This window comes from Exiguobacterium sp. BG5(2022), from assembly GCF_031844365.1.
In the GTDB taxonomy this organism is placed as follows: domain Bacteria; phylum Bacillota; class Bacilli; order Exiguobacteriales; family Exiguobacteriaceae; genus Exiguobacterium; species Exiguobacterium profundum.
Genome location: NZ_JAUZVB010000004.1, coordinates 33141 through 56913 on the forward strand (window position 1 = coordinate 33141; position 23773 = coordinate 56913).

Here is a 23773-nt window from a genome sequence, read left to right on the forward strand (position 1 = left end):
TTTTTTGAAAGGTGTAGAACTGTATGTCTCCGAAGTACAAGCAAGTTGCGAGTCAGATTGAAGCGGACATCGTCAATCACGTCTACCAACATACGAATAAATTATTGACCGAGGATGAGTATGCCAACAAGTATGGCGTCAGCCGCAACACGGTACGAAAAGCGATCGAGATCCTCGTCAACAAAGGATACGTCTATCAAGTTCAAGGGAGCGGCGTCTTCGTCCGTGACCATTACAATAGTGATTACATCAATTTAGAAAAACTCCAAGGTCTCACAAGTGACTTCAGCGGTCGAAAAGTCGAGACACGCGTCTTACACTTCGAACAGACGGAGGCGAACGATGAGGTCGCCGAACGTATGAAGTGCCCGATCGGGACACCTGTCTACTTCGTGAAGCGGCTACGTCTCGTCGATGACCACCCGTTCTCGGTAGAGGATTCATACTTCCGAAAAGAGCTCGTCATCTACTTGGATGAGAACATTGTTCAAAAGTCGATCTACACGTATTTACGAAACGACCAAAAACTTGCCATCGGATTCGCCGACCGAGTCATTTACGCAGACTTTTTAGATTCAGAGTCCGCCGACCTGCTCGACCTGAACGAGAATGATCCAGCCTTGATCGTCGACAACACCGTCTATTTGACGAACGGACAAATCTTCGACGTCTCTCGTTCCATCCATCATTTTAAACATGTCAAAATGCTCAAAGTCTCGAACATCAAATCCTAAACGCGCCCGAGAGATGCTTTTCTCGTGCGCATTTTTTATGCATTTTTTTCGAAAAGAAAGGGTTTACACGAAAACGCTTTCGTGCTACTATCAACGTGTAGAAAATATTTGTACCTATGAATTTTAGTTATCCATACAAAAAGGAGAGATATTATGGTTTCTGAAACAATCGACATCTCACCGGAAGATATTTTCGGTCTCATCGCCCTCTCGGGTGACGCCAAAGCGAGCTACCATCAAGCGATGCTCCTCATGCAAGAAGGAAAGAAAGACGAAGCCGAAGCAGCAGTCGTTGCTGGTGACGCGACATTAAAAGAAGCACATGCGATTCAAACGAAATTCGTGACGCTCGAAGCACAAGGTAAATCGGCAACGGTTGGTGTCCTCATGGTGCATGCGCAAGATCACTTGATGAACACGATTCTCGTCAAAGAAATGCTTGGATATATGATGAATATGCAAAACGAAATCAACGAATTGAAAGGAATGGATCAAAAATGATTAAAATCGGACTCTTCTGTGCGGCAGGTATGTCAACAAGTATGTTAGTAGAAAAAATGAAAGCGGTTGCCTCTGAACGTGGCATCGAAGCTGAAATCGCAGCTTACCCAGAATCGGAGATGGAAACTTACGTTGACAACATCGACGTTGCACTTCTCGGACCACAAGTGAAGTACCTCCTTTCAAAAGGGAAGCAAATCTGCGAACCAAAAGGTGTTCCAATCGACGTCATCAACACAGTCGACTACGGCATGATGAACGGTGCGAAAGTATTAGACCACTCATTGAAACTTGTAAATAAATAAACTGAGGTGATGACTTTGAAAATGCCTAACAATTTCTTGTTCGGCGCCGCTTCGGCCTCTTACCAGGTCGAAGGCGCATGGAACGAGGACGGGAAAGGTCTCTCGAACTGGGACGTCTTCTCGAAAATTCCTGGTAAGACATTTGAAAACACAAACGGCGACGTCGCAGTCGACCATTACCATCGTTATAAAGAAGACATCGCGCTCATGGCGGAGATGGGACTCGAATCGTATCGCTTCTCCATCTCATGGCCGCGTATCTTCCCGAACGGTACAGGTGAAGTGAATGAAAAAGGACTCGAGTTCTATAACAACTTGATCGATGAATGTTTGAAATATGACATCGTCCCATTCGTCACGCTCTACCACTGGGACCTCCCACAAGCACTTGAAGAAAAAGGCGGTTGGAAGAATAAAGAGACAGTTGACGCATTCGTCCGTTTCGCAGATACTTGCTTCCAATCGTTCGGTGACCGTGTCAACCACTGGATCACGTTCAACGAAGCGGTCATCTTCTGCTCACTTGGATACTTAACAGGCGCACACCCGCCAGGTATCGAAGGCGACGTCAAAGGATATTTCCAAACGACACATAACGTCTTCGTTGCTCACGCCCGTGCCGTTGAGCTCTTCAAACAAAACGGTCACACTGGCGAAATCGGGATCACACACGTGTTCAACCCGGCGTTCAGTATCGATGATGCAGAGGAGAACAAGTTTGCCGAAATGCATGCGAACGCTTATGCGACACATTGGTTCTATGACCCGATCTTGAAAGGTGAATATCCAGAGTACGTCGTGAACGGTTTACATGAACAAGGTCTCCTTCCTGAAATGACAGAGGAAGAACTCGACGTCTTGAAACGTACCGCTCCGATGAACGACTTTATCGGTCTCAACTACTACAGCCCGCAGCGCGTCATGAAGAATGACTCGGCGCTCGTCATGGCCGGTGGACGTGAGAACTCGACAGGTCGTCCGGGTAACCCATCATTCGATGGCGTCTACAAGACGGTCAAGATGGATGACAAAGTGTACACGAAGTGGGATTGGGAAATCTCACCGGAAGCGTTCCTCGCTGGGATGCACATGCTGAAAGATCGTTACGGCGACGTCAAAATCTATATCACAGAGAACGGTCTCGGTGATGTCGACCCAATCGTCGACGGTGAGATCATGGACACGCCACGGATCGAGTACATCGAAGGACACCTTCGTGCAGTCAAACATGCTGTTCAACAAGGCATCAACGTTGCAGGTTACTATGCTTGGTCTGCAATCGACCTACTCAGCTGGTTGAACGGTTATAAGAAACAATACGGCTTCATCTATGTCGACCACAACAATGGTCTCGCACGGAAGAAGAAACAGTCGTTCCATTGGTATAAAGAGATCATCGCCACGCGCGCTGAAGACCTATAAGGAGGTTCCCCTATGAGCCGCTTAGAAAGAGTATTTGAAAAATTCACCCCTGCTTTTGTTCGTTTTGCGAACGCCAAGCCCGTCCTTGCGATTAAGGACGGGTTCATCCTCACGATGCCGATGACCATCATCGGGTCGCTGTTCCTTCTCATCCTGGCGTTACCGATTCCAGGTTGGGCTGACTTCATGTCAGGTTTATTCGGGGCAGACTGGTCACTCCCGCTCACGCAAGTCGTCGGCGCGACGTTTGACATCCTTGCTTTGATCGGTGTTTTTGGAATCGCTTACTCGTACGTCAAGAATGAAAAAATCGAAGGCGTACCAGCTGGTATCCTCGGAATCATCTCGTTCCTCATCATCACACAGGCTTCTGTCCTGTCTGAAGGCGGAGAAACTGTTACCGGGGTTATCCCGAAAGTATGGACAGGTGGACAAGGTGTCCTCGCTGCCATCCTCGTCGGATTGACAGTCGGATTCATCTACTCGCAGTTCATCAAACGCGGAATCAGCATTAAAATGCCAGACGGTGTCCCGCCAGGCGTATCGAACTCATTCTCTGCACTTGTTCCTGGTTTAGCGATCATCTCGCTCGCCGTTGCGACGTTTGCGATTTTCCAAGCGGTTGCAGAACGTACGTTCACAGAAGTCATCTATGATGTGCTTCAAGCACCACTTCAAAACTTGACAGACACACTCGCTGGAGCCGTCATCATCATGGTGCTCATGTCAGTCATGTGGTGGTGTGGGATTCACGGTGCCGCAATCCTCATGGGAATCATGGGACCACTTCTCACAGCGAATGCACTTCAAAACCAAGCCATCCTCGATGCTGGTGGTACGCTCGTCGCTGGCGAGAACGCAAAAATCGTTACGATTCAATTCCTCGACGTGTTCACGAAACTCGGTGGATCAGGAATCACAATCGGCTTCATCATTGCCGTCTTAATCGTTGCACGCTCGGCACACTTGAAGCAGCTTGGGAAGTTGTCACTTGCACCAAGTATCTTCAACATCAATGAGCCGGTCATCTTCGGGATGCCAATCGTCTTCAACCCGATCATGTTCGTCCCATTCGTCGTCGTGCCAGCCATCGCTTCATTCATGGTCTACTTTGCCATCCTTTGGGGTTGGGTCGAGCCGTTCAACGCGCTTCAAGTACCATGGACGACACCTCCAGTCATCTCTGGATTCTTGATTGGCGGATGGCGCGCTGCCCTCTTACAGATTGCAACAATCGCCATGGCCGTTGCCGTCTACCTTCCGTTCGTTCGCATTCAAGACCGCGTTTCGTACGGTGAAGAATTGAAAGCACAAGATGGCTCTGATCAAGCATCAGCCTGAAACAAAAACGACAGCCCTTCTCAATAATGAGGAGGGCTGTTATATTTAGGGAAAAGAGTAAAGGAGTTGGAAATTTGAAAGCATACTATCCTTCTATATTCGCCGTTATCGCTGGTCTGTCCGGATTACTCGGACTGTTGCTTCAATCGGTCTACCCCATCATGTTGTTTCCTGTCTTTTTACTCATTGCGGGATACTTTATGGTACATGCGAATAAGCAGAAAACAACCGTCCGAAACTATACACCGAGCTTTCTAATTTTATCGAGCGCCGCCCTCGCATTCGGTCTTGGCTTCCAATCGATTTTGCCATATGCCATGCTTATCGGGGTCGTAATCCATACGGTCTGTCTCTTCTGTGCCATCATCGCACTTGGACGATATCGGGCACATGTCTCATGAAGGCTGTGACTGGACTCGGTTGGGGCGCATTGATTTTAGCGCTCGCCCTCGCCCCGCTATTGATCGTCGATTTGATTATCATCTATCTGCTTGAAGACACAGTGTTCCGAATCTTATCGACTCTCGCGATGCTCGGTTGTTTCTATCTATTGTCGACAATCCTCAGTTTGTTCGTTGATGGGTTAACGGGAGCGTTACGCTCGTTTGGTCATGCGAACGTACCGCGTCTAATCGACACCATTCTGCACGGAGCAGTGAGCGGAATCAGTCTATACGTCGTACTGACACTCTTTCCGTCTATCGATTTATCGACGCTCACCGTCATGGCGATTGTATTCGTACACTTATTCGGTGCATCATTTTGGCTAAATCGTGAGAATTCGAAAGAAGACGTACCTCTTGAACTTGATTCCATCGATCAGCAGATCATCCACCTGTTACGAACCGAAACCATCGTGTCTTGCGTCGAACGCATTCAGCATGATTACCCGAATTTACCGAAACGGGACGTATTGAAACGAGTCAAACGCATCAGTCAATCCAACGAAGTCACCGAACCGTTTCATGGTCGGTGACTTTTGTGCGTCATCACGAGCGAATCGTGAGATTTATCCTGGTGTTTCGTTGCCCAATCTATGTAAACAAACGCCAGCCCTTTTTCAGTGCTAGCGTTTTACGTATCCTCTTTCCGGAGCGAATAGCCCTCCACTTCAAGCAACCGCATCCGTCTCTGATCAATCGCCGCATGAATAATCACGGTCACACCTGGATTGAGCTCCATCATCTTCTTGATTTTTCGTAAGTCATCTCCCTTGATCTCAACTGGCAACACGAACTCGCCTTCTCTCAAATGAACGAATTTGATTTTCCCAAGGTCGTCATATCCCGTCACTTCGTATGTCGCAAACTCACGTTTCATAGAACATCCCTCCCCTATCCTCGTTCCCAAAAAGATAGCATTCCACACAAAAAATCCATCCCCGTAGCGGCAGGGATGGATGCATGTTACGCCTCGACGCTATCTGCGTGTTTGGCTTTATGGTCGGCGATGACACCGGCATACCACTTCGCGCTGTCTTTCCAGATACGCTCTTGTGTCTCGAAGTCGATATAGAGGATACCGAAGCGCTTCTCGTATCCGAAGCTCCATTCGAAGTTATCCATGAGCGACCAGAGGTAGTAGCCTTGAATGTTCATGCCTTCATCGTTCAGGTCAGAGACGGCTTCAAGGTGCTGGCGGACGTAGTCGATCCGGTTATCGTCATGGACTTCGCCATTTTCCAGCACGTCGTCAAATGCGGCGCCGTTCTCTGTGATGTAGATTGGAAGGTCAGTATACTCGGAGCGTAAACGACGGATCAGGTCTTTGAATTCGTTCGGGGCGATATCCCAGCCCATGCCCGTCTTCTCGTAGTCCGAGTAAGCGTCTGCCTTCAAGAAATCATTTGCTGCGTTGAACTCGACAATGCCACGGCTATAGAAGTTGATGCCGAAAAAATCACAAGATGTCGAAATCGTCTCCATATCACCCGGTTGGATGAAATCGAAGTTATGCACATATTTGGAGAACAAGTTCATCATGTCGACCGGATACTCACCTTTGAAGACCGGGTCGAGGAACCAGCGATTCGAATACCCGTCGGCATTGTTCATCGCAAGACGGTCATTCGCAGAATCCGACTTCGCGTACATCGGTGACAAGTTGAGCGTGATGCCGATCGGGGTCGTGGACGTCATCTCTCGCTTCAACAACTCGACCGCTTTTCCGTGCGATAACAACATGTGGTGCACGGCGCGCACCGCTTCGTTCATGTCACGATGACCCGGTGCGTGAACACCGACGTGGTAGCCGAGGAAGCCGGCACACCAAGGCTCATTGTGGGTGATCCAAGAGTCGACGATGTCATCGAGCTCTTCAAAACAGACTTTCGCATAATCGAGGAACCAGTCGACCGATTCACGGTTGACCCAGCCACCTTCTTCGTGAGCCCACATTGGAAGGTCCCAGTGATAAATCGTGACGGCTGGTTTGATTCCTTCTTCACGTAGACGCAGCGCCAAGTTTTTGTAGAACGCCATACCTTCTGGGTTGTACTCTCCCTTGGCAGGGAAGATGCGTGGCCACGCGATGGAGAATCGATACGTGTCGACACCTAGCTTTTTGATGTGCTGGATGTCTTCCTCGTAACGATGGTAGTGGTCACATGCGACATCACCGTTATGCTTTTCAAACACGCGCCCGTCGATGTCACAGAACATATCCCAGATGGAAGGAGTACGGCCTCCTTCGTTATGTGCGCCTTCAATTTGGTACGAGGACGTGGCTGTCCCGAATACGAAGTCTTTCTTAAAATGCATAGTGTTTTCCTCTTTTCTCTATATTTATTCTTTGACAGCACCTGCCGAAATACTGCTGACGATGTACTTCGAGAGGAACAAGAAGGCAATCATGATCGGTACGACCGAGATCGCGATGCCCAGGTAAAGCGAGCCAAGGTTCTCTGCGACTTGTGATCCTTTCAAGAAGCCCATCAAAACAGGCAACGTGTATTTCTCAGGCGAGAACAAGAGGACAAGTGGCATCAAGTAGTTGTTCCATGAGCCGATGAACGTAAAAATCGACATCGTTGCAATCGCTGGCATCATCATTGGAAGTGCAATTGTGTGGAAAATACGTAGCTCGCTCGCACCGTCAATCCGTGCCGCTTCAATCAAACTGATGTGAAGTGTCGCTTGCGTATATTGACGGATGAAGAAGACGGTGAACGGTGTTGCAATCGCTGGGACAATCAATGGAATGAACGTGTCCAAAATACCGAGCGTTTTTGAGATCTCATAGAATCCAATGAGTCCGAGTTGCGCTGGCACCATCATCATGACAAGCATGAAGATGAACATCGCATTTTTCCCTCTAAAGTTATAGAACGTAAAGCCGTAAGCCGTTAGGGCTGAGAAGTAACCAGACAAGACCGTCACCGATACAGAGATGATCAAGCTGTTCTTGAAGCCGTTCCAAATGTTAATGTATTCGCTGAGCGTCGCATAGTTGTCTGCGAGCGCCGTCCCCGGAAGAAGTGAGAACCCAGCCATAATTTCTCCATTCGTCCGTGTCGCGTTGACAATCATCATCAAGAACGGAATGAAACAGATGATCGCGAGAAGGATGAGCCCTGTATAAATCAAACCTCGTGCGAATCGCTTATTCGTTGTTTTCTTAGAAGGCGGCGCTACTTTAAGCGGACGCTCCTCTTTCCGTTTCGGCTGCGCTTCGCTATCTGGAAGCATTCGCCGTGATTCCGCATTTTGTTCCATTGCTTACGCCCCCTTCTGTGTCGCGCGCTCTTTGCGGAACATACCCTTGAAGACGACCGCCGAGAAGATCAGCGTGATCAAGAATAGGCCGTAAGCGACCGCTGACGCATAGCCATAGTTGTTGTACTTGAAGGCTTGGTTGTACAAGTAAAGCACCATCGTGTTCAATGAACCGTCTGGTGAACCGATTCCATCGGTGATCAACATCGGAAGGTCGAACAATTGAAGTCCACCGATGAGTGATGTGATCATGATGTAGAGAAGAATTGGTTTTAAGAGCGGCAATGTCACTTTCGTAAACATCTGCCAACGGTTTGCACCGTCGATGTGAGCGGCTTCGAAGTAATCTGTCGAGATTCCTGATACACCCGCCATGACGATGATGAAGGAGTGACCGAACCACATCCATGTCAAAATGAGTGAAACGGATAACTGTGCCGTCACCGGTTCTGCCAACCAGTTGATTGGATCCGAAATCAAGCCGATTTTCATCAACACCATGTTGAGTGAACCGTGCTGCCAGTCGAGCAAAATACCGAACAAGAGCGCGACCGAGCTGATTGTGATCAAGTTTGGAAGATAGAAGAACGAGCGGAAGAACGAGAGTCCTTTTAACTTCAAACGAAGATCAGAGAAGATGAGTGCCAAGAGAAGCGCCAATCCAATCTGCAAGACGAAGTTAATTCCCCAAATTTTGATGGTGTTGAAAAACGCCTCGATAAAGTACGTATCCGTCAACAACCGTGTGTAGTTCGCAAACCCGACGACCTCTTCACCCGGGCTCCCCGTATAGTTCGTGAAGCTATAATAAAGCGTTAAGAGGACCGGATAGATGCTGAATGTCAAGAAGACGACCCAGAACGGGGCGATGAACAGATAGCCGTAACGATCTAGTTTTTTCACGTGTATTTCTCCTTCCATAAGAACCGAGGGGGGAGCTCCCCCCTCGTGTTGGTCATCGTCAGTCTACAACGATGTCTGGGTAAGCGTTCTTCGCTTGTTTTTTGAACTCTTCAATCGCTTCTTCTTTTGACTTTTTCCCTTCTACATACTGAAGGACAGATGCACCATAAAGTGTATCGAGCTGTTGGTCGTATTTCGTGACGATACCTGGTGTGATTTCATCTGCTTCATCGAGGAAGAACTCATAGTTGTTTTGTCCGCCGAGGAACTCATCGCTGAAGTCGTCTTTGATCTTGTCTGTGACCGGGTTGAACGCAAGTACATCGCCTGTCTCTTGTGCCCACTCTGTCAAGAATTCTTCATCCTGTGTCATGAGTTTTACGAAGTCGTAAGCGGCTTCTTTGTTTTTCGATCCTTCATAGACTCCGAGCCATGTACCGCCCCAGAAGTATGGGCTTGGTCCGCTTGTGACAGCCCAGTCACCTGCAGACTTTTTCGCGTTCTCTTTTAATACAGAGTGGAGACCCCATGTTGGGAGGACGTATGAGAAGACTTGTGTCTCTGTCTCTTTTCCGTTCTCTTTCACTTTGATTGGCTTATCCATTCCTTCGAACCATGATGGTGACCATTCTGGTGCGAGCGCAGTATATTGCTTCTCACGAAGTTCTTTCGCATAGTCCATGTAGTTGATCTTATCTTCTGTCAAGACGAGTTCGTTTTTATCGTTGACCCACGCTTCTGGGTTTGCTCCTTGTGAGAACCAACGGATCGCACCTTCGTCTGGGAACATCTTGTATCCTTTTTGTTTCATCTTCTCAGCAACTTCGAAGACACCGTCCATCGAGCTCATCATTTCACCGATTTCAGTCGGGTCGTCTGTACCAAGTACTTCTTTTGCTAAGCTACGTTTGTAGTAAACGCCACCTGGTGTCGTTTGCCATGAAAGAGCGCGAACGTTTCCATCTTTATCTTTCCCGAGGTCAAACACGTACGGGACGTAGTTGTCTGCGATTTCATCGACACTGTATGGCTCGTCCGAAAGGTTTTCCCAATAACCTGCATCAACCCATTGTTTAAGGAATGCGATTTCTCCCGTGAAGACGTCCGGTGCGCCGACGCCACTCTCAAGTGCTGGCTTCAATTTCGTTGGATAGTCCGCGATCGGGACGATAGTCAATTCAACTTTGACACCGTTCTTCTCTTCATATGTTTTAATTGGTTCTTTTAATTCGTCCGTAAATGACCAAACTTTTAAGACGTCATCTTTTGATTCAGAAGCTCCGCCTTCGCTGTCTGAGCAACCGCTCAAGACGCCAACTGAAAGTGCTCCGAGTGTAAGTAAGCTGACTAATTTACGCATGTGTTGTTCCCATCCTTTTTATAAGTAATAGTAGAAAGCGCTTGCAAAAAGAGGTTTAAAATCATCGAAAGCGCTTTCGTTGTGATCGAAATAAAATATCGAAAGCGGTTTCGATTTCTTTCAAAAATGACTTTCGAAATCGCGCTCCCCTCTCCATCCACTGAAGAAAAGAGAGCGACTTCGAAACATCATTGGCTATAAATCACTGTTTGACCGGTGCACAGGATGCCCGTTCGACTAAGCGTACCGGAATGACGCGACGTTCAGTGAGTCGCTCTTTCGCGGTCATTTGTTCAAGTAAAAGTTCTGCTGCCGCTTCTCCGATTTCGTCCGTATCTTGGCGAATCGTGGTCAGTTTCGGCGTGATGTATTGAATCATTTCAATGTCATCATATCCGATGACAGAGATGTCATTTGGGACATGAAGACCGTGCTCGTGAATGGCTTCTATGACACCGATTGCCATTTGATCCCCGGCCACAAAGACTGCAGTCGGTTGATCGTCTAGTTCAAGCAATCGTTCCATCGCTTGCTTGCCTTCCTCAACCGAGAAGAAACCGGCGTTGACGAGGTAGTCCGGTCGAATCGGAAGGTCCAGCTCTTGCATCGCAAGTTCATATCCCTTGATCCGTGCCGCTCCAGCGTCAATCGTCTCATCCCCAGCGATGTGGGCAATTTTCCGGTGACCGAGTTCATAGAGATAATTCACGGCGAGACGAGCTCCTTCGATGTTGTCGGAATAGACGACGCTACAGTTAGCGCTGTCCATATCCACGACGACGATCGGGATGTCGCTTCGCATGAGCTCTTGAACTTGCTCATCCATTCGGTCCGAACAGATGACGACGATGCCGTCGACCGCACGGTGTTTAAAATGTTCGAGGTAACTCATGTCACGATTGCGCAGATTCCGCGAGGCGAAAATCAAATCGTAGCCCTGCTCCTCTGTCGCGTGACGAAAACTTTCGATGATTCCGTTAAAGAACGGGTGCTTCATCCCGACTTCATTCGCCTCTGAGAACATGACCCCAATCGCCCATGATTTTTTCGTCGATAACGACTGGGCATGTGCGTTCGGCAAGTAGTCCATCTCAGCAGCGGCTTGAAGAATCTTCGCTCTCGTCTTGTCACTCACGTCTTTATAATTGTTCAACGCTTTAGACACTGTCGTGATTGAGAATCCTGTTTTTTTGGCTAAATCATAAATCGTACCCATGTCATTCTCCTCTTCCCGAAAGCGCTTTCGGTAATTTGATTGTAGCGTATGGATTTGTAGGAATCAATTCTTTTTCGAGGAAACTTTTTGATTCTTTTTTCCATTCCTTGTTTCTTCTATATTACTGTAAAGGGAAGAATTTTGTCATACCTGTGTACAAGCTATATTATTCCTTAACATTGATGGTCCAGTCTCCATCTGCCGTTACGACAAACACATATACATTAGACTCTTCAAAGGAGTAGCGTTGAGACCCTTCATAACTCCCTATTTCATTCACTAACAAATCAACCTTGTTGACGTTCACTGCAAAATTAGAATCCCCATTATGCGAAAACGAAATTTGATAAGACCCTTTATCAATTTCAAAAAAGACTACATCGTCACCTTTTCCTTTTATAGCACCTGGTAGATTTTCTATTTCAAGAGGTCGATATTGCATAACATTAATTGTCCAATTACCTTGATTGCCATTTATATTTAAGTAATAATCCCCTGCATCCTCAATCCAAACAAAACTCTTTCCTGAATAGTTTCCTATTTCATTCACTAGTAAATCAATCATTTCCCCTTGATCATTTTGAAGTGTCACTGCAAAATTACTTGAACCATTGTAAGTACTGGCTACAACAGCAAACCCTCTTTCAAGCTGAATTGCATCAGTTCCCATATCTGATGAACCCTCTATTGTTGTCGTTAAATCTTCTTGAATCTTTTTGACATGATCATTTTTTACTTGATCTAAATCTTTATTCACACCTACTTCGATAATTGAGTCTGCGTCGTATACCACGATTATGTTTCGATTCTCGATTGTGACTTCATCAAACTCTAGACCATAAGCAGTATATCCTCGGTTAATTTGTAATTCATAAAATTCCATGTACTCCTTATAGTTCGATATTGGTTCCTCAGGCTGAACGTCTTGTAAAAACTCTTCCACAGAAGGTTCTTGAACTTCTTCGACCTCTTCTTCAATTACCGGTTCAGGTTCACTCTCGTCCTCTGTAACTGCTACTGTGCTCTCTTCTTCAAAATCAGTAGCCGCTTCTTGATTATTTGTTTCAAGAATTCCGAGTATGAAGATCAACCAAACACCTGCGAGAAAAATCGAGCCCCCTAATATGATAGGGAATGAAGTGATATCCTTTTTGATAAAATAACGAAATACAGAATAGAGACCATATGCCGCTCCACCTATTAGTAGAGCGATTGCAGTAAATGCAATCACACTTTCTAGCATATTCAATTCCTCCCATCTTCAATCGCTTTCATCTTCAACATTATCCATCACTAATTATTACCCATATTTCCCATACGAACCTACAATTGTTCTATCTTTTATATCGAAAAATAAAAAACCATCCAGAAATATTGGATGATTTTTAATGTGTCCGCGTATACAACCACACGAGATTCGTGAACTTTTGTACTTCTGTCTCGCCTGTCACGCCTTTAAATAGCCGTTGGAATGGCTTTAACAATTGCTCTAACACGATTTTCCGGAGACGCTCTTGTTTAAGTTCGAACGAAATCGCATCGAACAAATCTCGCTGTTCTTCCGTCATGTCGACATGCTCTTCGATGCGAGCAGCCATCTCGATCAATTCTTCGATTGTTATGAGATGTTTATCTGTCGTCCCACGCATTTGATCGACCGTGACCGGGTTCAAGACGTGCTCTCCTGTCTCCATCATCCGAGCGGCAATCAATTCGACATACGTGTATAAGCTTCGGACGACTTTTTGAGGAGAGTAGGCAGCATTCGTGATGCGGTTCGTAAACAAGATATGTTGCAACATTCCGTTGAAGAGCACTGTCAATTCCATCGAATACGGTCTGACGGACTCTCCGATGATTTCCGTCAAACGCATCGCAATCCACTCGATTTCATAAATGCGATGTTGGAGTACAAGCTTCTTCAATTCATTCTCGTTCGACGACATGATCGATTCAAATAACGCGTGCAAGTTCCGCTCTTCGTTCAATTGAATCAATATCGAAATCTGTTCGATGAAGACGTCACGATCTCGCTTATCCCGCCCCATCTGCATTTCGATTCGGCGTTGCCCTGCATCATATCGTAAGTTCTCGAGGATACTAGCGACACAATCCGTCTTCGATGAGAAGTAATTATAAAACGTCCCTTTGGAGATATTAGCGCGGTCGATGATCTCTTGCACCGATGTGTGCTGTACCCCATTTTCGATGAAGAGAGACATGGCAATATCGGCAACTTTTCTCTTTTTCTCTTTCATATTTTCGTAACTCCGTTCTGTCTAGTTTGTACCTTTACTATAGCACCGAAAACCTTTTTAGACTAATAGTACAAAATGGTTGCTTTATTTATACAACGGGTATAAAATCATTTCATCGACACTTACAAACACATAACTATTTAGAAAATAAAGGAGCCATCCATATGAAACCAGAATTCCAAAAGAAACCGCCTTACGTCATGTTGGCGGTGCTCTTTGCGGGTGCATTCATCGCATTTTTAAACAACTCATTACTGAACGTCGCGCTCCCATCGATCATGGTCGATCTCGAAATTGCAGACTACTCGACCGTTCAATGGCTCGCGACCGGCTTTATGCTCGTGACGGGGGTGCTCGTTCCGGCATCCGCCTATTTAATCACTCGTTTTTCAAACCGAAGCTTGTTCATTACTTCGATGAGCATCTTCGCCATCGGTACGGCTATCGCGGCCTTCTCGCCGAACTTCGGCTGGTTGTTGAGCGGTCGAATGATTCAAGCCATCGGTGCCTCAACAATGGGACCACTCTTAATGAACGTCATGCTCGTCAGCTTCCCGCGTGAAAAACGGGGAATGGCGATGGGGATTTTCGGACTTGTCATGATCTCGGCACCTGCGATTGGACCGACACTTTCCGGTTATATCGTCGAGTACTATGACTGGCGCGTCTTATTCGAAATGATTTTACCGCTCGCGATCATCGGTCTCGCGCTCGCTGTTTGGAAAGCAGAGAACGTCATGGTCCAAAATAAAGACCAATCTCTCGACTACTTGTCACTCGTCTTATCGACACTCGGATTTGGTGGGATTTTATACGGTGTCAGTTCAGCAAGTTCGGACGGCTGGGATAATCCAATCGTCTTGGCGACGATGATTGTCGGTGCCATTTCGTTGATCGCCTTCATCTACCGCCAGCTTCATATGGAAAAACCATTGCTCGACTTGCGTGCTTACAAACATCCGATGTTCGCACTCGCGTCAGTCATTGCGATGGTCAACGCGGTCGCAATGTTCTCCGGTATGATTTTGACACCGGCTTACGTCCAAAGCGTACGTGGCATCTCACCACTCGATTCAGGGCTCATGCTTCTCCCTGGTGCGATCATCATGGGAATCATGTCACCGATCACGGGTAAACTGTTTGACCGATTCGGGCCAAAATTATTGGCACTTACCGGTCTGACAATCACCGCGGTATCAACATATATGCTCGCAAACGTCCAACTCGATTCGACCTACACGTACATCGTCTTAACGTACACGTTGCGTATGTTTGGGATGTCGATGGTTATGATGCCGATTATGACTAATGGACTTAACCAGTTACCGACTCGCCTCAATCCACACGGAACGGCCATCAACAACACGGCCCAACAAGTATCTGGCGCGATTGGTACGGCAGTCCTCGTCACCATCATGAACTCGGTGACACGTACGGAGGCTGAATCATTGATGACAGGAGTCGATCCTGCGACACTCACAGAGAGTTCGATGGGTGCCATCACTCAGCAAGCCCTCTTATCTGGGATTCAATATTCATTTTATGTCGCACTTGGGATGAACCTCTTGGCGCTCGTCCTTGCGTTCTTCGTAAAACGAGTGGATGTGCGGAAGTTCGATGATCAAGTAGAGACTGTTGAAGAATTGAAACAAGCAAATTAAATGTTGAGAAGCCGCTTTGAATGTTGAATTCAGAGCGGCTTTTTTTAATTTCTCATTTCCTTCATAAATAAATCTGAAATTAAAATTTAATCCTAATATGGTATTATTTCTCAATGGATATGATTCGTTTAGGAGGGTACATATGATGAAAAAAGTGTTTAGCTTGATGATTGTATTTCTTCTGATCACATCTTCTTTTCTCTCGACTGGATCAATCGTTGAGGCGGCCCCGAAGAAGCAGAATCGTGCTATTATGGGAGTATCGGCTTTGACTCCGCAACAAATGGCGGATTACGTAAAAAAGAAGAATCCTCGTGATGTCCGGCTAGTACAAACGTCGGTCGAAGACTTGGCGAACCTCTTCGTCATCATCGGCGCTAAGGAAGGTGTTCGTGGGGATGTCGCGTTCGCTCAAGCACTGAAAGAGACAGGCTACTTTCGATATGGTGGCGATGTACTCCCTGAACAACATAACTATTCCGGAATCGGGACGACTGGGAATGGCGTAAAAGGTCACTATTTCCGTTCACCGCATCAAGGCGTGACTGCTCAAGTTCAGCATCTAAAGGCATACGCCTCACACGATGCACTGAATACGAAACAAGTCGACCCACGCTTCCATCTCGTCAAGCGAGGCTCTGCAACGACGTGGCCATCTCTTCACCAAAAGTGGGCCATGCAGCCGAAAGGAAATTACGGGACCGAGATTCTTTCGATTTATCAAGAAATGTCGAAAATACCAAAACGTGTCGCTAAAGCAAACAGATAAGAAATGTAGGGGTGAAAGAACGTGACGTGCAAACAAGTTAGACTCGCGAGCGGAATCGCATTATTCGTGACCGGCGTGATGTTGTTACTCAAACGCTAATGAGCATTTCGGACAATGGTCCGAGTGCTTTTTTTATGACCGATATTACAAAGGAGGATATCATGAACCCTATTTCATACATACGAAACGAACAACACTGTACCATTCGTCAAGCCTCACAAGACGACGCGAAATCCCTCGCTTTCATTCGTCTGCAAATCGATCAAGAGACGGACTATTTAGACCGCGAACCTGGAGAAGGTGTATTGAGTGAGGAGGCCATTCAATTTCTAATCGATTCTGATTTGAATACCATGAATCGACTATTTCTTATAGCAGAAGTCGATGGGGAAATTGTCGGGTTTGCCCGCTGCGAAGGTAGTGTGCTCGCTCGAAAATCCCACACTGTCGAATTTGGAGTTGGAATTCTGCAAGCGCATTGGGGACTCGGTTTAGGTTCAGCTATTTTACGATATGTTCTCGATTGGGCGCGAACGGAAGGCCTTCATAAAGTCACTTTAAGTGTCATTGAAACAAATAAAAAAGCCATAGCACTCTATGAGCGCTACGGCTTCGAAGTCGAGGGCCGATTACGGGACGATAAGCTTATTGATGGACAGCACTTCGATACAATCTTAATGGGATATCTCATTCCATCGGTAACGATACCCGAAAACAAATAACCTGACCCTCTAGCGGTGCGGCCGTCAACCGTCCACCATGCAATAAAATGATTTGGCGGGCAATCGATAGACCCAACCCATCACCTGGCGTGACCCCTCTCGAGGAATCGACACGATATGTGCGATCAAACAGATGAGGAATGGACTCAATCGTTTCAGTCGTTGTCGCATTCGAGATGGACCACTCAAGCATATCCTCCCTGGTCTGGAGATCAATGTGAATCGGACTCGGTTGCTCCGCATATTTCCATGCGTTCGATAAAAGGTTCTCAAAAGCGCGAATGAGCTGTTCTTGATCCGCTTCCATCCATATATCTGGTCTGATTGAAGTCTGTAAATGAAGACCTCGCTCATTAAACAACGGCTCCATCTCGTGGATAAGTTGCGTCGTCAATAGACTCAGGTTGAGTCTCTGTTTCTTTAGTTGCATATGTGGGGCATAGAGTCGGTTTACGTTCATCAGCTGATCTAGCAAATGTTCAAGCTGATCCGTTTTTTCATTTAGAATACGAAAATGATCTTTTTCTGCAAGCGTCAGTTCCCGATTCATTTGCAGGAGTTGCGTATAGCCTTTGATGCTCGTGAGCGGTGTCCGCAAATCGTGCGACAGGTTGGAGAATAGTTGGTTCCGTTCTTCTTCATGCGCCCGTTCCTTCTCAAATAATTCACTTAATTGAGCTGACATCCGATTCACACTCTCTCCAAGCGACGCGATTTCGTCTCGACCTTCCACTTTGACAGTTCGACCGAGGTCACCGTTTGCAATCTGTTCAATCTCACTCGATAAATACGTGATTTTTCGAAGTGTTTTCCGCATCATCAGTGAAAATCCAATAATAAAGATCAAAATAACAATGAACGTCACCCCTAAAAACATAAGATTGGACGTCAGCGGATCTGGTGTTGTTTCGTTCTCAATGTAGTATAAACTGATTGAATAGCCCATGATTAAAAAAGCAATCGTCGCAATCAATGCATTGACTAAAATGATACCAATCAACTTCACTAGCAAGCGATCCCATTGTCTCCGTCTCATAATCGATACCCCACGCCCCACACCGTCTTGATAATGGTCGGTTTTCGTGGTGTGTCTTCTAACTTTTCTCGGATTTTTGTGATGTGGACCATCACTGTGTTGTCGACCTCAAATGCTGCCTCACCCCACACCGCCTCGTAAATCTGTTCGACTGTTAGGACTTGATTTGGATGACGCATAAAATAGGCGAGAATATCAAACTCTTTCGGTGTAAGTCGAATCAACATCTCATCCTTTCGACATTGTCGCGTCTGTAAATCAAGTGTCACATTTTCAAAAACGAGTGTACTCGTGAGGTCTGCTCGATCTGACCCATAATCACGATACCGTCTGAGTAACGATTTGACACGTAGCGTCACTTCAAGTGGGTTAAACGGTTTTTTGATGTAATCGTCCGCTCCAACGGAAATGCCTTGCATCAAATCCAAGTCGCTCGTTTTGGCTGTGAGCATCAAAATCGGCATAAACTGCGTCTTTCGAATCTCAATACAAGCTTCAATCCCACCCATGACAGGCATCATCAAATCTAGAATGAGCAAATCGATCGTTTCGGTCGACGCGAGGTCGAGCACTTCTTGTCCATTTTTCGCAAATCGGAGTGCATATCCTTCATTTTTTAAATAGATAGCAAGTAATTCTCGAATCGCTTCATCGTCGTCAGCGATACAGATGACGGGTTGTGAACGCATCTCTTTCCTCCTCGTTTTTCACTAGTAAACTACATTCATTTCCTCTATTAATGAGTGTAACAAACTCAGTAACGGCACTTCCTTTCCAACTTCTTAAGATTTCTTAAGAGAATACTAAAAACTCCTTACGCTTGCGAGTGAATACTAGACAAGGTAAGGAGTGAATTTATTATGGAAATGATCATACATTATGCCATGCTCGCCATCGGCATCATGTTTACCCCATTATCTGACGACGTCTTAATGATCACCCATCTGACGGTCGCGGATGATTTTGTCCCAAGTTGGCTTTTATTTGTCTCCACCTGGATTCTCTTCACGCTCACGTTCGGCTGGTTCTATTTAATCGGGAAAGGGCTTCATCGTATCCTACCCGTGCGACAACGCGAATCTCGTTATCTTAAAAAAGCCGAGGCGCTCTATCAAACATACGGGGCACGCACCATTATGATTTCTTATTTTATTCCCGGCCTTCGGCACCCGCTCCATTACATCGCCGGGTTCACATCGCTCAAACTTCGTACGTATGCGTTCTATACGACCATCTCTGCTTTCTTCTATACCGGTGCTTGGTTTCTCGTCATCGGACTGGCCAATAAAATCCCGGCGTTTCAACAGTTTCAAGACTGGGTGTTGTCCTTTTAACTTAGTGTCCTCTGTATTTCCCGAGCGCTCGCATGTTTAAGAGATATAAGACACCTGCATAAAGAATCAGACCGAGTAAATACATCCAGATGCCTGAAAAGCCACTTCCGTACACCATGACTTCCTTGATTGCTGTCGCTCCGTAGAAGATTGGCATGACGTAACTCAAGTTCCCGAGTCCGTATGGAATCAAGTCGAGCGGGATGAGTCCCGAGAAGAACACTTGCGGGATGATAGTGAACGGAATCATCTGTACGACTTGTAGTTCCGATCGGGCAAACACCGAGATGGTCGCCCCGAAGAGCACCGCCGTACCCGCCATGAGTAGCATCGTCAACATGACCCACGCCATATTCCCGAGCGAAGACAGACCTAGCACATAAATCGAATAGAGCACGATGAAAATCGACTGGACGACCGCAAACGTCCCGTACCCGAGTGTATATCCTAAAATGACTTGCCCTCGCTTGATCGGAGTCATCAACAGTCGTTCGAGCGTACCGCCACTCCGTTCTTTGACGAGTGCCATCGCCGATAGGATGAACACGAAGAAGAACGAGAAGAGGGATAGGAAGACAAACCCGAACGAATCGAACGTCGACTGTCCTTCTTTCCCGTAGACGAATGACGTATCGATCTCGGCTGCGGGATTGAGCGTCGTCAACGCATCTTGAATCTCACCAACCGCCTTCGACGACTTCGTCGAAGGTTCGCGTAACGTGATGGTCGTTCCTTCTTGATTCATTTCAAACACGGCATCGACATGTTCATTGTCTTCGATATATACTGTTGGATCATCGAACGATGCCTGTTCCACTTCGAGCGTTTCGTCTTCGAACGCATCGACGAGCTGTTCGGGTGCACTGTCGGCCAGGACGACAGTCGGCACATAATCCGAGTCCCCAAGTAAGAAGTAGACGAGTGTCAAAATGAGAAGTGGCGCAATCAAAATCAAGGCGACGCTTCGTTTATCATTCAACGTCTGAAAGATGACACGCTTTGCTAAGTTACGCATGGTCACCCACCTCCTCTTTCCCAGCAATCAAGAACAGTTCTTCGACGCGACCGTTCTCGGTCTGGTCGAGCAAATCTTGCACATGGTCATAGGCGATCAACCGTCCATTATAGACGAGCGCGGCTCGATCACATTCGAGCACTTCATCCATGACGTGCGTCGAGACGATGATGGTCGTCCCTTCTCTCCGAATCACCTGAAACTGATCCCAGATTTGACGACGTAAGATCGGATCAATTCCGACCGTCGGTTCATCAAGAAACAACACGTCTGGCTTATGCAAAATGGCGATAGCCAAGGACAGGCGTTTCTTCATCCCGCCTGAAAAATTGCGGACGAGCTTATTCCGGTCGTTCGTTAAATCGACAAGGTTGAGCACTTCGGTGATGCGTTCTTGGAGCGCCTTTTTCCCTAACTTATAAATCGACCCGAAGAAGGCGAGGTTCGCTTCGGCCGACAAGTCTTCGTACAAGCCATCGTTCTGCGGCATAAATCCGATTTGTTGGAGCATGTCCATGTTTGGCATCTTCGTTTCGCCGATGTGGACACTTCCTTTGTCCGGTGCGAGGGCGCCGATCATGAGTCGGATGAGGGTTGTCTTCCCCGATCCAGAGGGTCCGAGCAAACAGCAAATCTCTCCGGATGGGATGGTGAAGTCGATGTTGTCGATGGCGAGCTGGTCACCGAACGACTTGTCGACGTGTTGCAGTTGAATGTTCATTTCTGTCACTCCTTTTCGGCGCCTCCTCGTGTATACTCAAGATAATCGACACCGTGTTGGTTTATATGTTCAGTATAGACCCCGTTCACGGTGGCAACAATCGTCAATATCGGTCATCGTGTCGGTTTTCCGACAGATGCAATGAATGTGTTGAGGAAAAGGAGAAATAATATGGAACAAACTGACTTACGCGTCATCCGAACGAAGAAGCTGATCAAAGATGCCTTCTTTAGTCTCATTGAAGAACAGGGATTTGAAGCCGTCACCGTCAAGCAATTGACTGAACGGGCCGGTATTAATCGGGGAACCTTTTATAGTCACTATGTGGATAAGTTCGAGTTGATGGAGAAATGCGTCGACGAGATCTTTGAAGAGGCTGAACGGAAGTTGATTCATCATCTCCCGCACATCTTTGGAGACGAGCGAACTGATAACTCGTATCATTATCTCGTCCCGTTCATCCGCTTCATCGAAGACAATCAAATCATCATGAAGCCGCTCCTCGGACCAAATGGAGATCCGACGTTCCAGGCAAAACTTCGAAAATTTATGCAGGCTGCCTTGTTTCAGCGCTCCCCGGTAACCTTGTTTGATCCGGACAAGATGATGGTCCCGCCTCCATATCTCGTCGCCTATTTATCTTCAGCTCACATGGGCGTCATCTATGAGTGGTTAAACAATCCGTCTTCGGAAGAGACAGCGGAAGACATCGCCCGGATTATCTATACGATCACCTATGAAGGACCGCTCGTTGCCGGCGGTGTGAATCTACGAAAATAAGGACAGGTGCTTTACCTGTCCTCCTTTGGAAAGACGACCTTCGCCGTTGTCCCAATCTGTTTCTCACTCGATAATGTAATCTCTCCACCATGTAACTGTACGATTTGACGAGCGATGGCTAGCCCTAGTCCTGAACCGTTGCGATGACGAGATGTGTCGGCCTGATAAAAGCGTTCGAACGCCCGGTCCACTTGTTCAGGTGTCATGCCTTCTCCCTCGTCTCGAATCTCACACGTGATGTGCGTCGCATCCTCTTCCACCAGAAGATGCAGTGTACTTTCTTCATATGCATATTCGACAGCATTTTGAAGTAGATTGATCCAAACTTGCTGAAGAAGTGTAGCATCACCCTTCATCACGACTTCGTCCATAGTCAAATCTAGGTTCATTCGTTTGCGTGTCATCTCTGAATCTAAGGATAAGATTGCCTCCCGGATCTGCTCACTGAGAGACAGTTCCGTCGCATGTAGACCGACAATCGTGTGGTCTAATTTCGCCAGCCGGAGCACGTCTTGTGACAAGCGCGATAGTCGTTTCCCTTCACGCTCAATCTTCGTGACATATTCACTTTGTTTTTCAAAAGGTCCTCCCCGTTTCAACAACGTGGCATACCCTAAAATCGAAGCGACCGGCGTCTTAAATTCATGTGCCATAACGGATGCCAATTCCTCATTCTTCGTTTCATTCGTTTCAAGCGTCTCGGTCATCTGATTGAACTGCTTCGCGAGCATTCCAATCTCATCTGTTGCTACGTCATGAATCCGCACCGATAGGTCTCCAGCGGTCACACGGTTGACGGCATCCGTGACACGGTCGATGCGTCGTGTCATCAGTCGAACTGCGAATAGAATGAGAACACTTGAAATGAGTGCTGTCAGGAACAAGGTCTGTAACGACACGTCACGGAAGATTGAAATCGGATTCTCGTCTGCGTTCGGAGACAACGTGACCACGGTCTCGTCGAGTAAAAAAGCGACTTGTGGAAGACGGTCCGTCTGTGACAGCACTTCACCCCGTTCTAATGTCGCTCGTTCCGAAACGCTCCATTCCGCACGGTCATAACGCATCGTCTGGGCATTCAGTGTCGCGTCATCAAAGAGGTCCAAGACCGCATCAGACGCTAGACCGTAATCTTGTGAGGCCATCTGCATGCTGTCGGCCCGGTCTACCAACATTTCTTCGACTTGTGTCTTCAGTGCATTGAACTGAAAGGTCAAAAAAATCGTGAACGTCAAGAGGATTGGAATCAACAAGAGTCCGAAGAAAATCATTAAAAATCGTCCGTAGATGGTACTAATAAATCGTTTCATCTTTTCAGCTCCAATCGATAACCGAGTCCCCACACCGTACTGATCTGAAATGCATCAATCGGCTTAAGACGCGCACGCAGTCGATTAATATGGACGTCGACCGTTCGGGTCTCACTCTCCGTCTCATATCCCCAAATCCGGTCTAACAGTTGTTGCCGGGTGAAGACTTGATTCAAATGCGTCGCCAAAAAATAGAGGAGTTCAAACTCTTTGCGAGGGAGTTCGATCGTCTCAGAAGTCGTTTCTAACGTCATCGTCGTCTCATCGAGTACGCAGTCGTTCAACTGAATCTGATGACTGTGATGAATGCGCGCTCGTCGTAACAATGCCTCAATTCGTAATTCGAGTTCTTCGAGATCGATCGGTTTCACGACATAGTCATCCGCTCCGGCATGAAACCCTCTCTTTTTGTCATTCATCGCATCGAGGACCGTCAGCATAAGCACCGGGAGCGTATACCCGGCGTCACGTAATTGTCCCGTCAGTTCACGTCCATCCAACCGTGGCATCATCACGTCGGTAATGAGCAAATCGATTGGCTCACGGTCGAGCCAATCGAGTGCTTCTTCTCCATCTTTTGCATGAAGGACACGATAACCGGCCACCGTCAAATAATCGACTAATAAACCGCCGAGCGCCTCATCATCTTCTGCGAGTAAAATGGTGACCATC

General features: G+C 47.0%; 26 protein-coding genes. 12 read left to right on the forward strand and 14 right to left on the reverse strand.

Annotation, left to right across the window (positions count from 1 at the left end; genetic code table 11):
- The first annotated feature begins 23 nt into the window (after window positions 1–23).
- The 7 genes from Q9R25_RS13360 to Q9R25_RS13390 all read left to right on the forward strand — a co-directional run bounded on the left by Q9R25_RS13360 (window position 24) and on the right by Q9R25_RS13390 (window position 5279).
- Window positions 24–734 carry a GntR family transcriptional regulator gene (locus Q9R25_RS13360; protein ID WP_214784886.1) on the forward strand — a complete coding sequence of 237 codons (711 nt, stop codon included), beginning with the start codon at window positions 24–26 and terminating at the stop codon, window positions 732–734.
- 153 nt (window positions 735–887) lie between these two features.
- Window positions 888–1235: a PTS lactose/cellobiose transporter subunit IIA gene (locus tag Q9R25_RS13365; RefSeq protein WP_311283266.1), complete on the forward strand. Its 348-nt coding sequence runs from the start codon at window positions 888–890 to the stop codon at window positions 1233–1235.
- Entirely contained in the window at window positions 1232–1540 is a 309-nt protein-coding gene (locus tag Q9R25_RS13370; protein ID WP_015880671.1) for a PTS sugar transporter subunit IIB, read from the forward strand. Before Q9R25_RS13365 ends, Q9R25_RS13370 begins: the two co-directional genes overlap by 4 nt.
- A 15-nt stretch (window positions 1541–1555) precedes the next feature.
- The gene (locus Q9R25_RS13375; protein WP_214758675.1) at window positions 1556–2962 is read left to right on the forward strand and encodes a GH1 family beta-glucosidase; all 1407 of its coding nucleotides are present in this window, start codon (window positions 1556–1558) and stop codon (window positions 2960–2962) included.
- Window positions 2963–2974: 12 nt separating this feature from the next.
- The gene (locus Q9R25_RS13380) at window positions 2975–4303 is read left to right on the forward strand and encodes a PTS sugar transporter subunit IIC (protein ID WP_214784889.1); all 1329 of its coding nucleotides are present in this window, start codon (window positions 2975–2977) and stop codon (window positions 4301–4303) included.
- A 74-nt stretch (window positions 4304–4377) separates the two neighbouring features.
- Window positions 4378–4704 carry a hypothetical protein gene (locus tag Q9R25_RS13385; protein WP_214784891.1) on the forward strand — a complete coding sequence of 109 codons (327 nt, stop codon included), beginning with the start codon at window positions 4378–4380 and terminating at the stop codon, window positions 4702–4704.
- Window positions 4701–5279, forward strand: coding sequence for a hypothetical protein (locus Q9R25_RS13390; protein ID WP_214784893.1), 579 nt, complete (start codon window positions 4701–4703; stop codon window positions 5277–5279). The genes Q9R25_RS13385 and Q9R25_RS13390 overlap by 4 nt, the downstream gene beginning before the upstream one ends.
- Window positions 5280–5377: 98 nt before the next feature.
- Here Q9R25_RS13390 and Q9R25_RS13395 read toward each other — a convergent pair whose 3' ends face one another.
- From Q9R25_RS13395 to Q9R25_RS13430, 8 genes are all read right to left on the reverse strand, one after another.
- On the reverse strand, window positions 5378–5623 hold the full coding sequence (locus Q9R25_RS13395) for a hypothetical protein (RefSeq protein WP_031424613.1): 246 nt from the start codon (window positions 5621–5623) through the stop codon (window positions 5378–5380).
- A gap of 86 nt (window positions 5624–5709) precedes the next feature.
- Window positions 5710–7062: a GH1 family beta-glucosidase gene (locus tag Q9R25_RS13400; RefSeq protein WP_215244378.1), complete on the reverse strand. Its 1353-nt coding sequence runs from the start codon at window positions 7060–7062 to the stop codon at window positions 5710–5712.
- Between the two features lie 24 nt (window positions 7063–7086).
- Complete coding sequence (locus Q9R25_RS13405; RefSeq protein WP_214685726.1) at window positions 7087–8016, reverse strand: carbohydrate ABC transporter permease; 930 nt, start codon at window positions 8014–8016, stop codon at window positions 7087–7089.
- 3 nt (window positions 8017–8019) lie between these two features.
- Window positions 8020–8919, reverse strand: coding sequence for a carbohydrate ABC transporter permease (locus Q9R25_RS13410; protein WP_015880663.1), 900 nt, complete (start codon window positions 8917–8919; stop codon window positions 8020–8022).
- Between the two features lie 58 nt (window positions 8920–8977).
- On the reverse strand, window positions 8978–10279 hold the full coding sequence (locus tag Q9R25_RS13415; protein ID WP_074034738.1) for an ABC transporter substrate-binding protein: 1302 nt from the start codon (window positions 10277–10279) through the stop codon (window positions 8978–8980).
- Window positions 10280–10481: 202 nt separating this feature from the next.
- Window positions 10482–11495 (reverse strand): LacI family DNA-binding transcriptional regulator, encoded by a 1014-nt coding sequence (locus Q9R25_RS13420; protein ID WP_074034739.1) that lies wholly within the window; start codon window positions 11493–11495, stop codon window positions 10482–10484.
- Window positions 11496–11661: 166 nt separating this feature from the next.
- A complete protein-coding gene (locus Q9R25_RS13425) occupies window positions 11662–12738 on the reverse strand; it encodes a hypothetical protein (RefSeq protein ID WP_311283267.1) in 1077 nt (358 codons plus the stop codon).
- Between the two features lie 142 nt (window positions 12739–12880).
- On the reverse strand, window positions 12881–13753 hold the full coding sequence (locus Q9R25_RS13430) for a TetR/AcrR family transcriptional regulator (protein WP_074034740.1): 873 nt from the start codon (window positions 13751–13753) through the stop codon (window positions 12881–12883).
- A gap of 164 nt (window positions 13754–13917) precedes the next feature.
- On the opposite strand from Q9R25_RS13430, the gene Q9R25_RS13435 reads away from it, so the two are divergent.
- The 3 genes from Q9R25_RS13435 (at window position 13918) to Q9R25_RS13445 (ending at window position 16905) form a co-directional block, all read left to right on the forward strand.
- Window positions 13918–15414, forward strand: a complete 1497-nt coding sequence (locus Q9R25_RS13435; protein ID WP_214818743.1) for an MDR family MFS transporter — start codon at window positions 13918–13920, stop codon at window positions 15412–15414.
- 145 nt (window positions 15415–15559) lie between these two features.
- Window positions 15560–16183 (forward strand): glucosaminidase domain-containing protein, encoded by a 624-nt coding sequence (locus Q9R25_RS13440; RefSeq protein WP_244150650.1) that lies wholly within the window; start codon window positions 15560–15562, stop codon window positions 16181–16183.
- A gap of 161 nt (window positions 16184–16344) precedes the next feature.
- Window positions 16345–16905 (forward strand): GNAT family N-acetyltransferase, encoded by a 561-nt coding sequence (locus Q9R25_RS13445; RefSeq protein WP_311283268.1) that lies wholly within the window; start codon window positions 16345–16347, stop codon window positions 16903–16905.
- On the opposite strand, the gene Q9R25_RS13450 is transcribed toward Q9R25_RS13445, so the two are convergent.
- Entirely contained in the window at window positions 16871–17941 is a 1071-nt protein-coding gene (locus tag Q9R25_RS13450; RefSeq protein WP_074034748.1) for a HAMP domain-containing sensor histidine kinase, read from the reverse strand. The genes Q9R25_RS13445 and Q9R25_RS13450 overlap by 35 nt on opposite strands.
- Window positions 17938–18630, reverse strand: a complete 693-nt coding sequence (locus tag Q9R25_RS13455; protein ID WP_015880656.1) for a response regulator transcription factor — start codon at window positions 18628–18630, stop codon at window positions 17938–17940. The genes Q9R25_RS13450 and Q9R25_RS13455 overlap by 4 nt, the downstream gene beginning before the upstream one ends.
- A gap of 171 nt (window positions 18631–18801) precedes the next feature.
- Between Q9R25_RS13455 and Q9R25_RS13460 the strand changes: the two genes are divergently transcribed.
- Complete coding sequence (locus tag Q9R25_RS13460) at window positions 18802–19275, forward strand: DedA family protein (RefSeq protein ID WP_074034750.1); 474 nt, start codon at window positions 18802–18804, stop codon at window positions 19273–19275.
- Between the two features lies 1 nt (window position 19276).
- On the opposite strand, the gene Q9R25_RS13465 is transcribed toward Q9R25_RS13460, so the two are convergent.
- Together Q9R25_RS13465 and Q9R25_RS13470 are read right to left on the reverse strand one after the other, a co-directional pair.
- Window positions 19277–20290: an ABC transporter permease gene (locus Q9R25_RS13465; protein WP_311283270.1), complete on the reverse strand. Its 1014-nt coding sequence runs from the start codon at window positions 20288–20290 to the stop codon at window positions 19277–19279.
- Window positions 20283–21011, reverse strand: a complete 729-nt coding sequence (locus Q9R25_RS13470) for an ABC transporter ATP-binding protein (protein WP_015880653.1) — start codon at window positions 21009–21011, stop codon at window positions 20283–20285. Before Q9R25_RS13470 ends, Q9R25_RS13465 begins: the two co-directional genes overlap by 8 nt.
- A gap of 171 nt (window positions 21012–21182) precedes the next feature.
- On the opposite strand from Q9R25_RS13470, the gene Q9R25_RS13475 reads away from it, so the two are divergent.
- Window positions 21183–21791, forward strand: a complete 609-nt coding sequence (locus Q9R25_RS13475; RefSeq protein WP_084543010.1) for a TetR/AcrR family transcriptional regulator — start codon at window positions 21183–21185, stop codon at window positions 21789–21791.
- A gap of 11 nt (window positions 21792–21802) precedes the next feature.
- On the opposite strand, the gene Q9R25_RS13480 is transcribed toward Q9R25_RS13475, so the two are convergent.
- Together Q9R25_RS13480 and Q9R25_RS13485 are read right to left on the reverse strand one after the other, a co-directional pair.
- Window positions 21803–23101, reverse strand: coding sequence for a HAMP domain-containing sensor histidine kinase (locus tag Q9R25_RS13480; RefSeq protein ID WP_074034752.1), 1299 nt, complete (start codon window positions 23099–23101; stop codon window positions 21803–21805).
- Window positions 23098–23772, reverse strand: coding sequence for a response regulator transcription factor (locus Q9R25_RS13485; RefSeq protein ID WP_074034753.1), 675 nt, complete (start codon window positions 23770–23772; stop codon window positions 23098–23100). Before Q9R25_RS13485 ends, Q9R25_RS13480 begins: the two co-directional genes overlap by 4 nt.
- Window position 23773 lies beyond the last annotated feature (1 nt).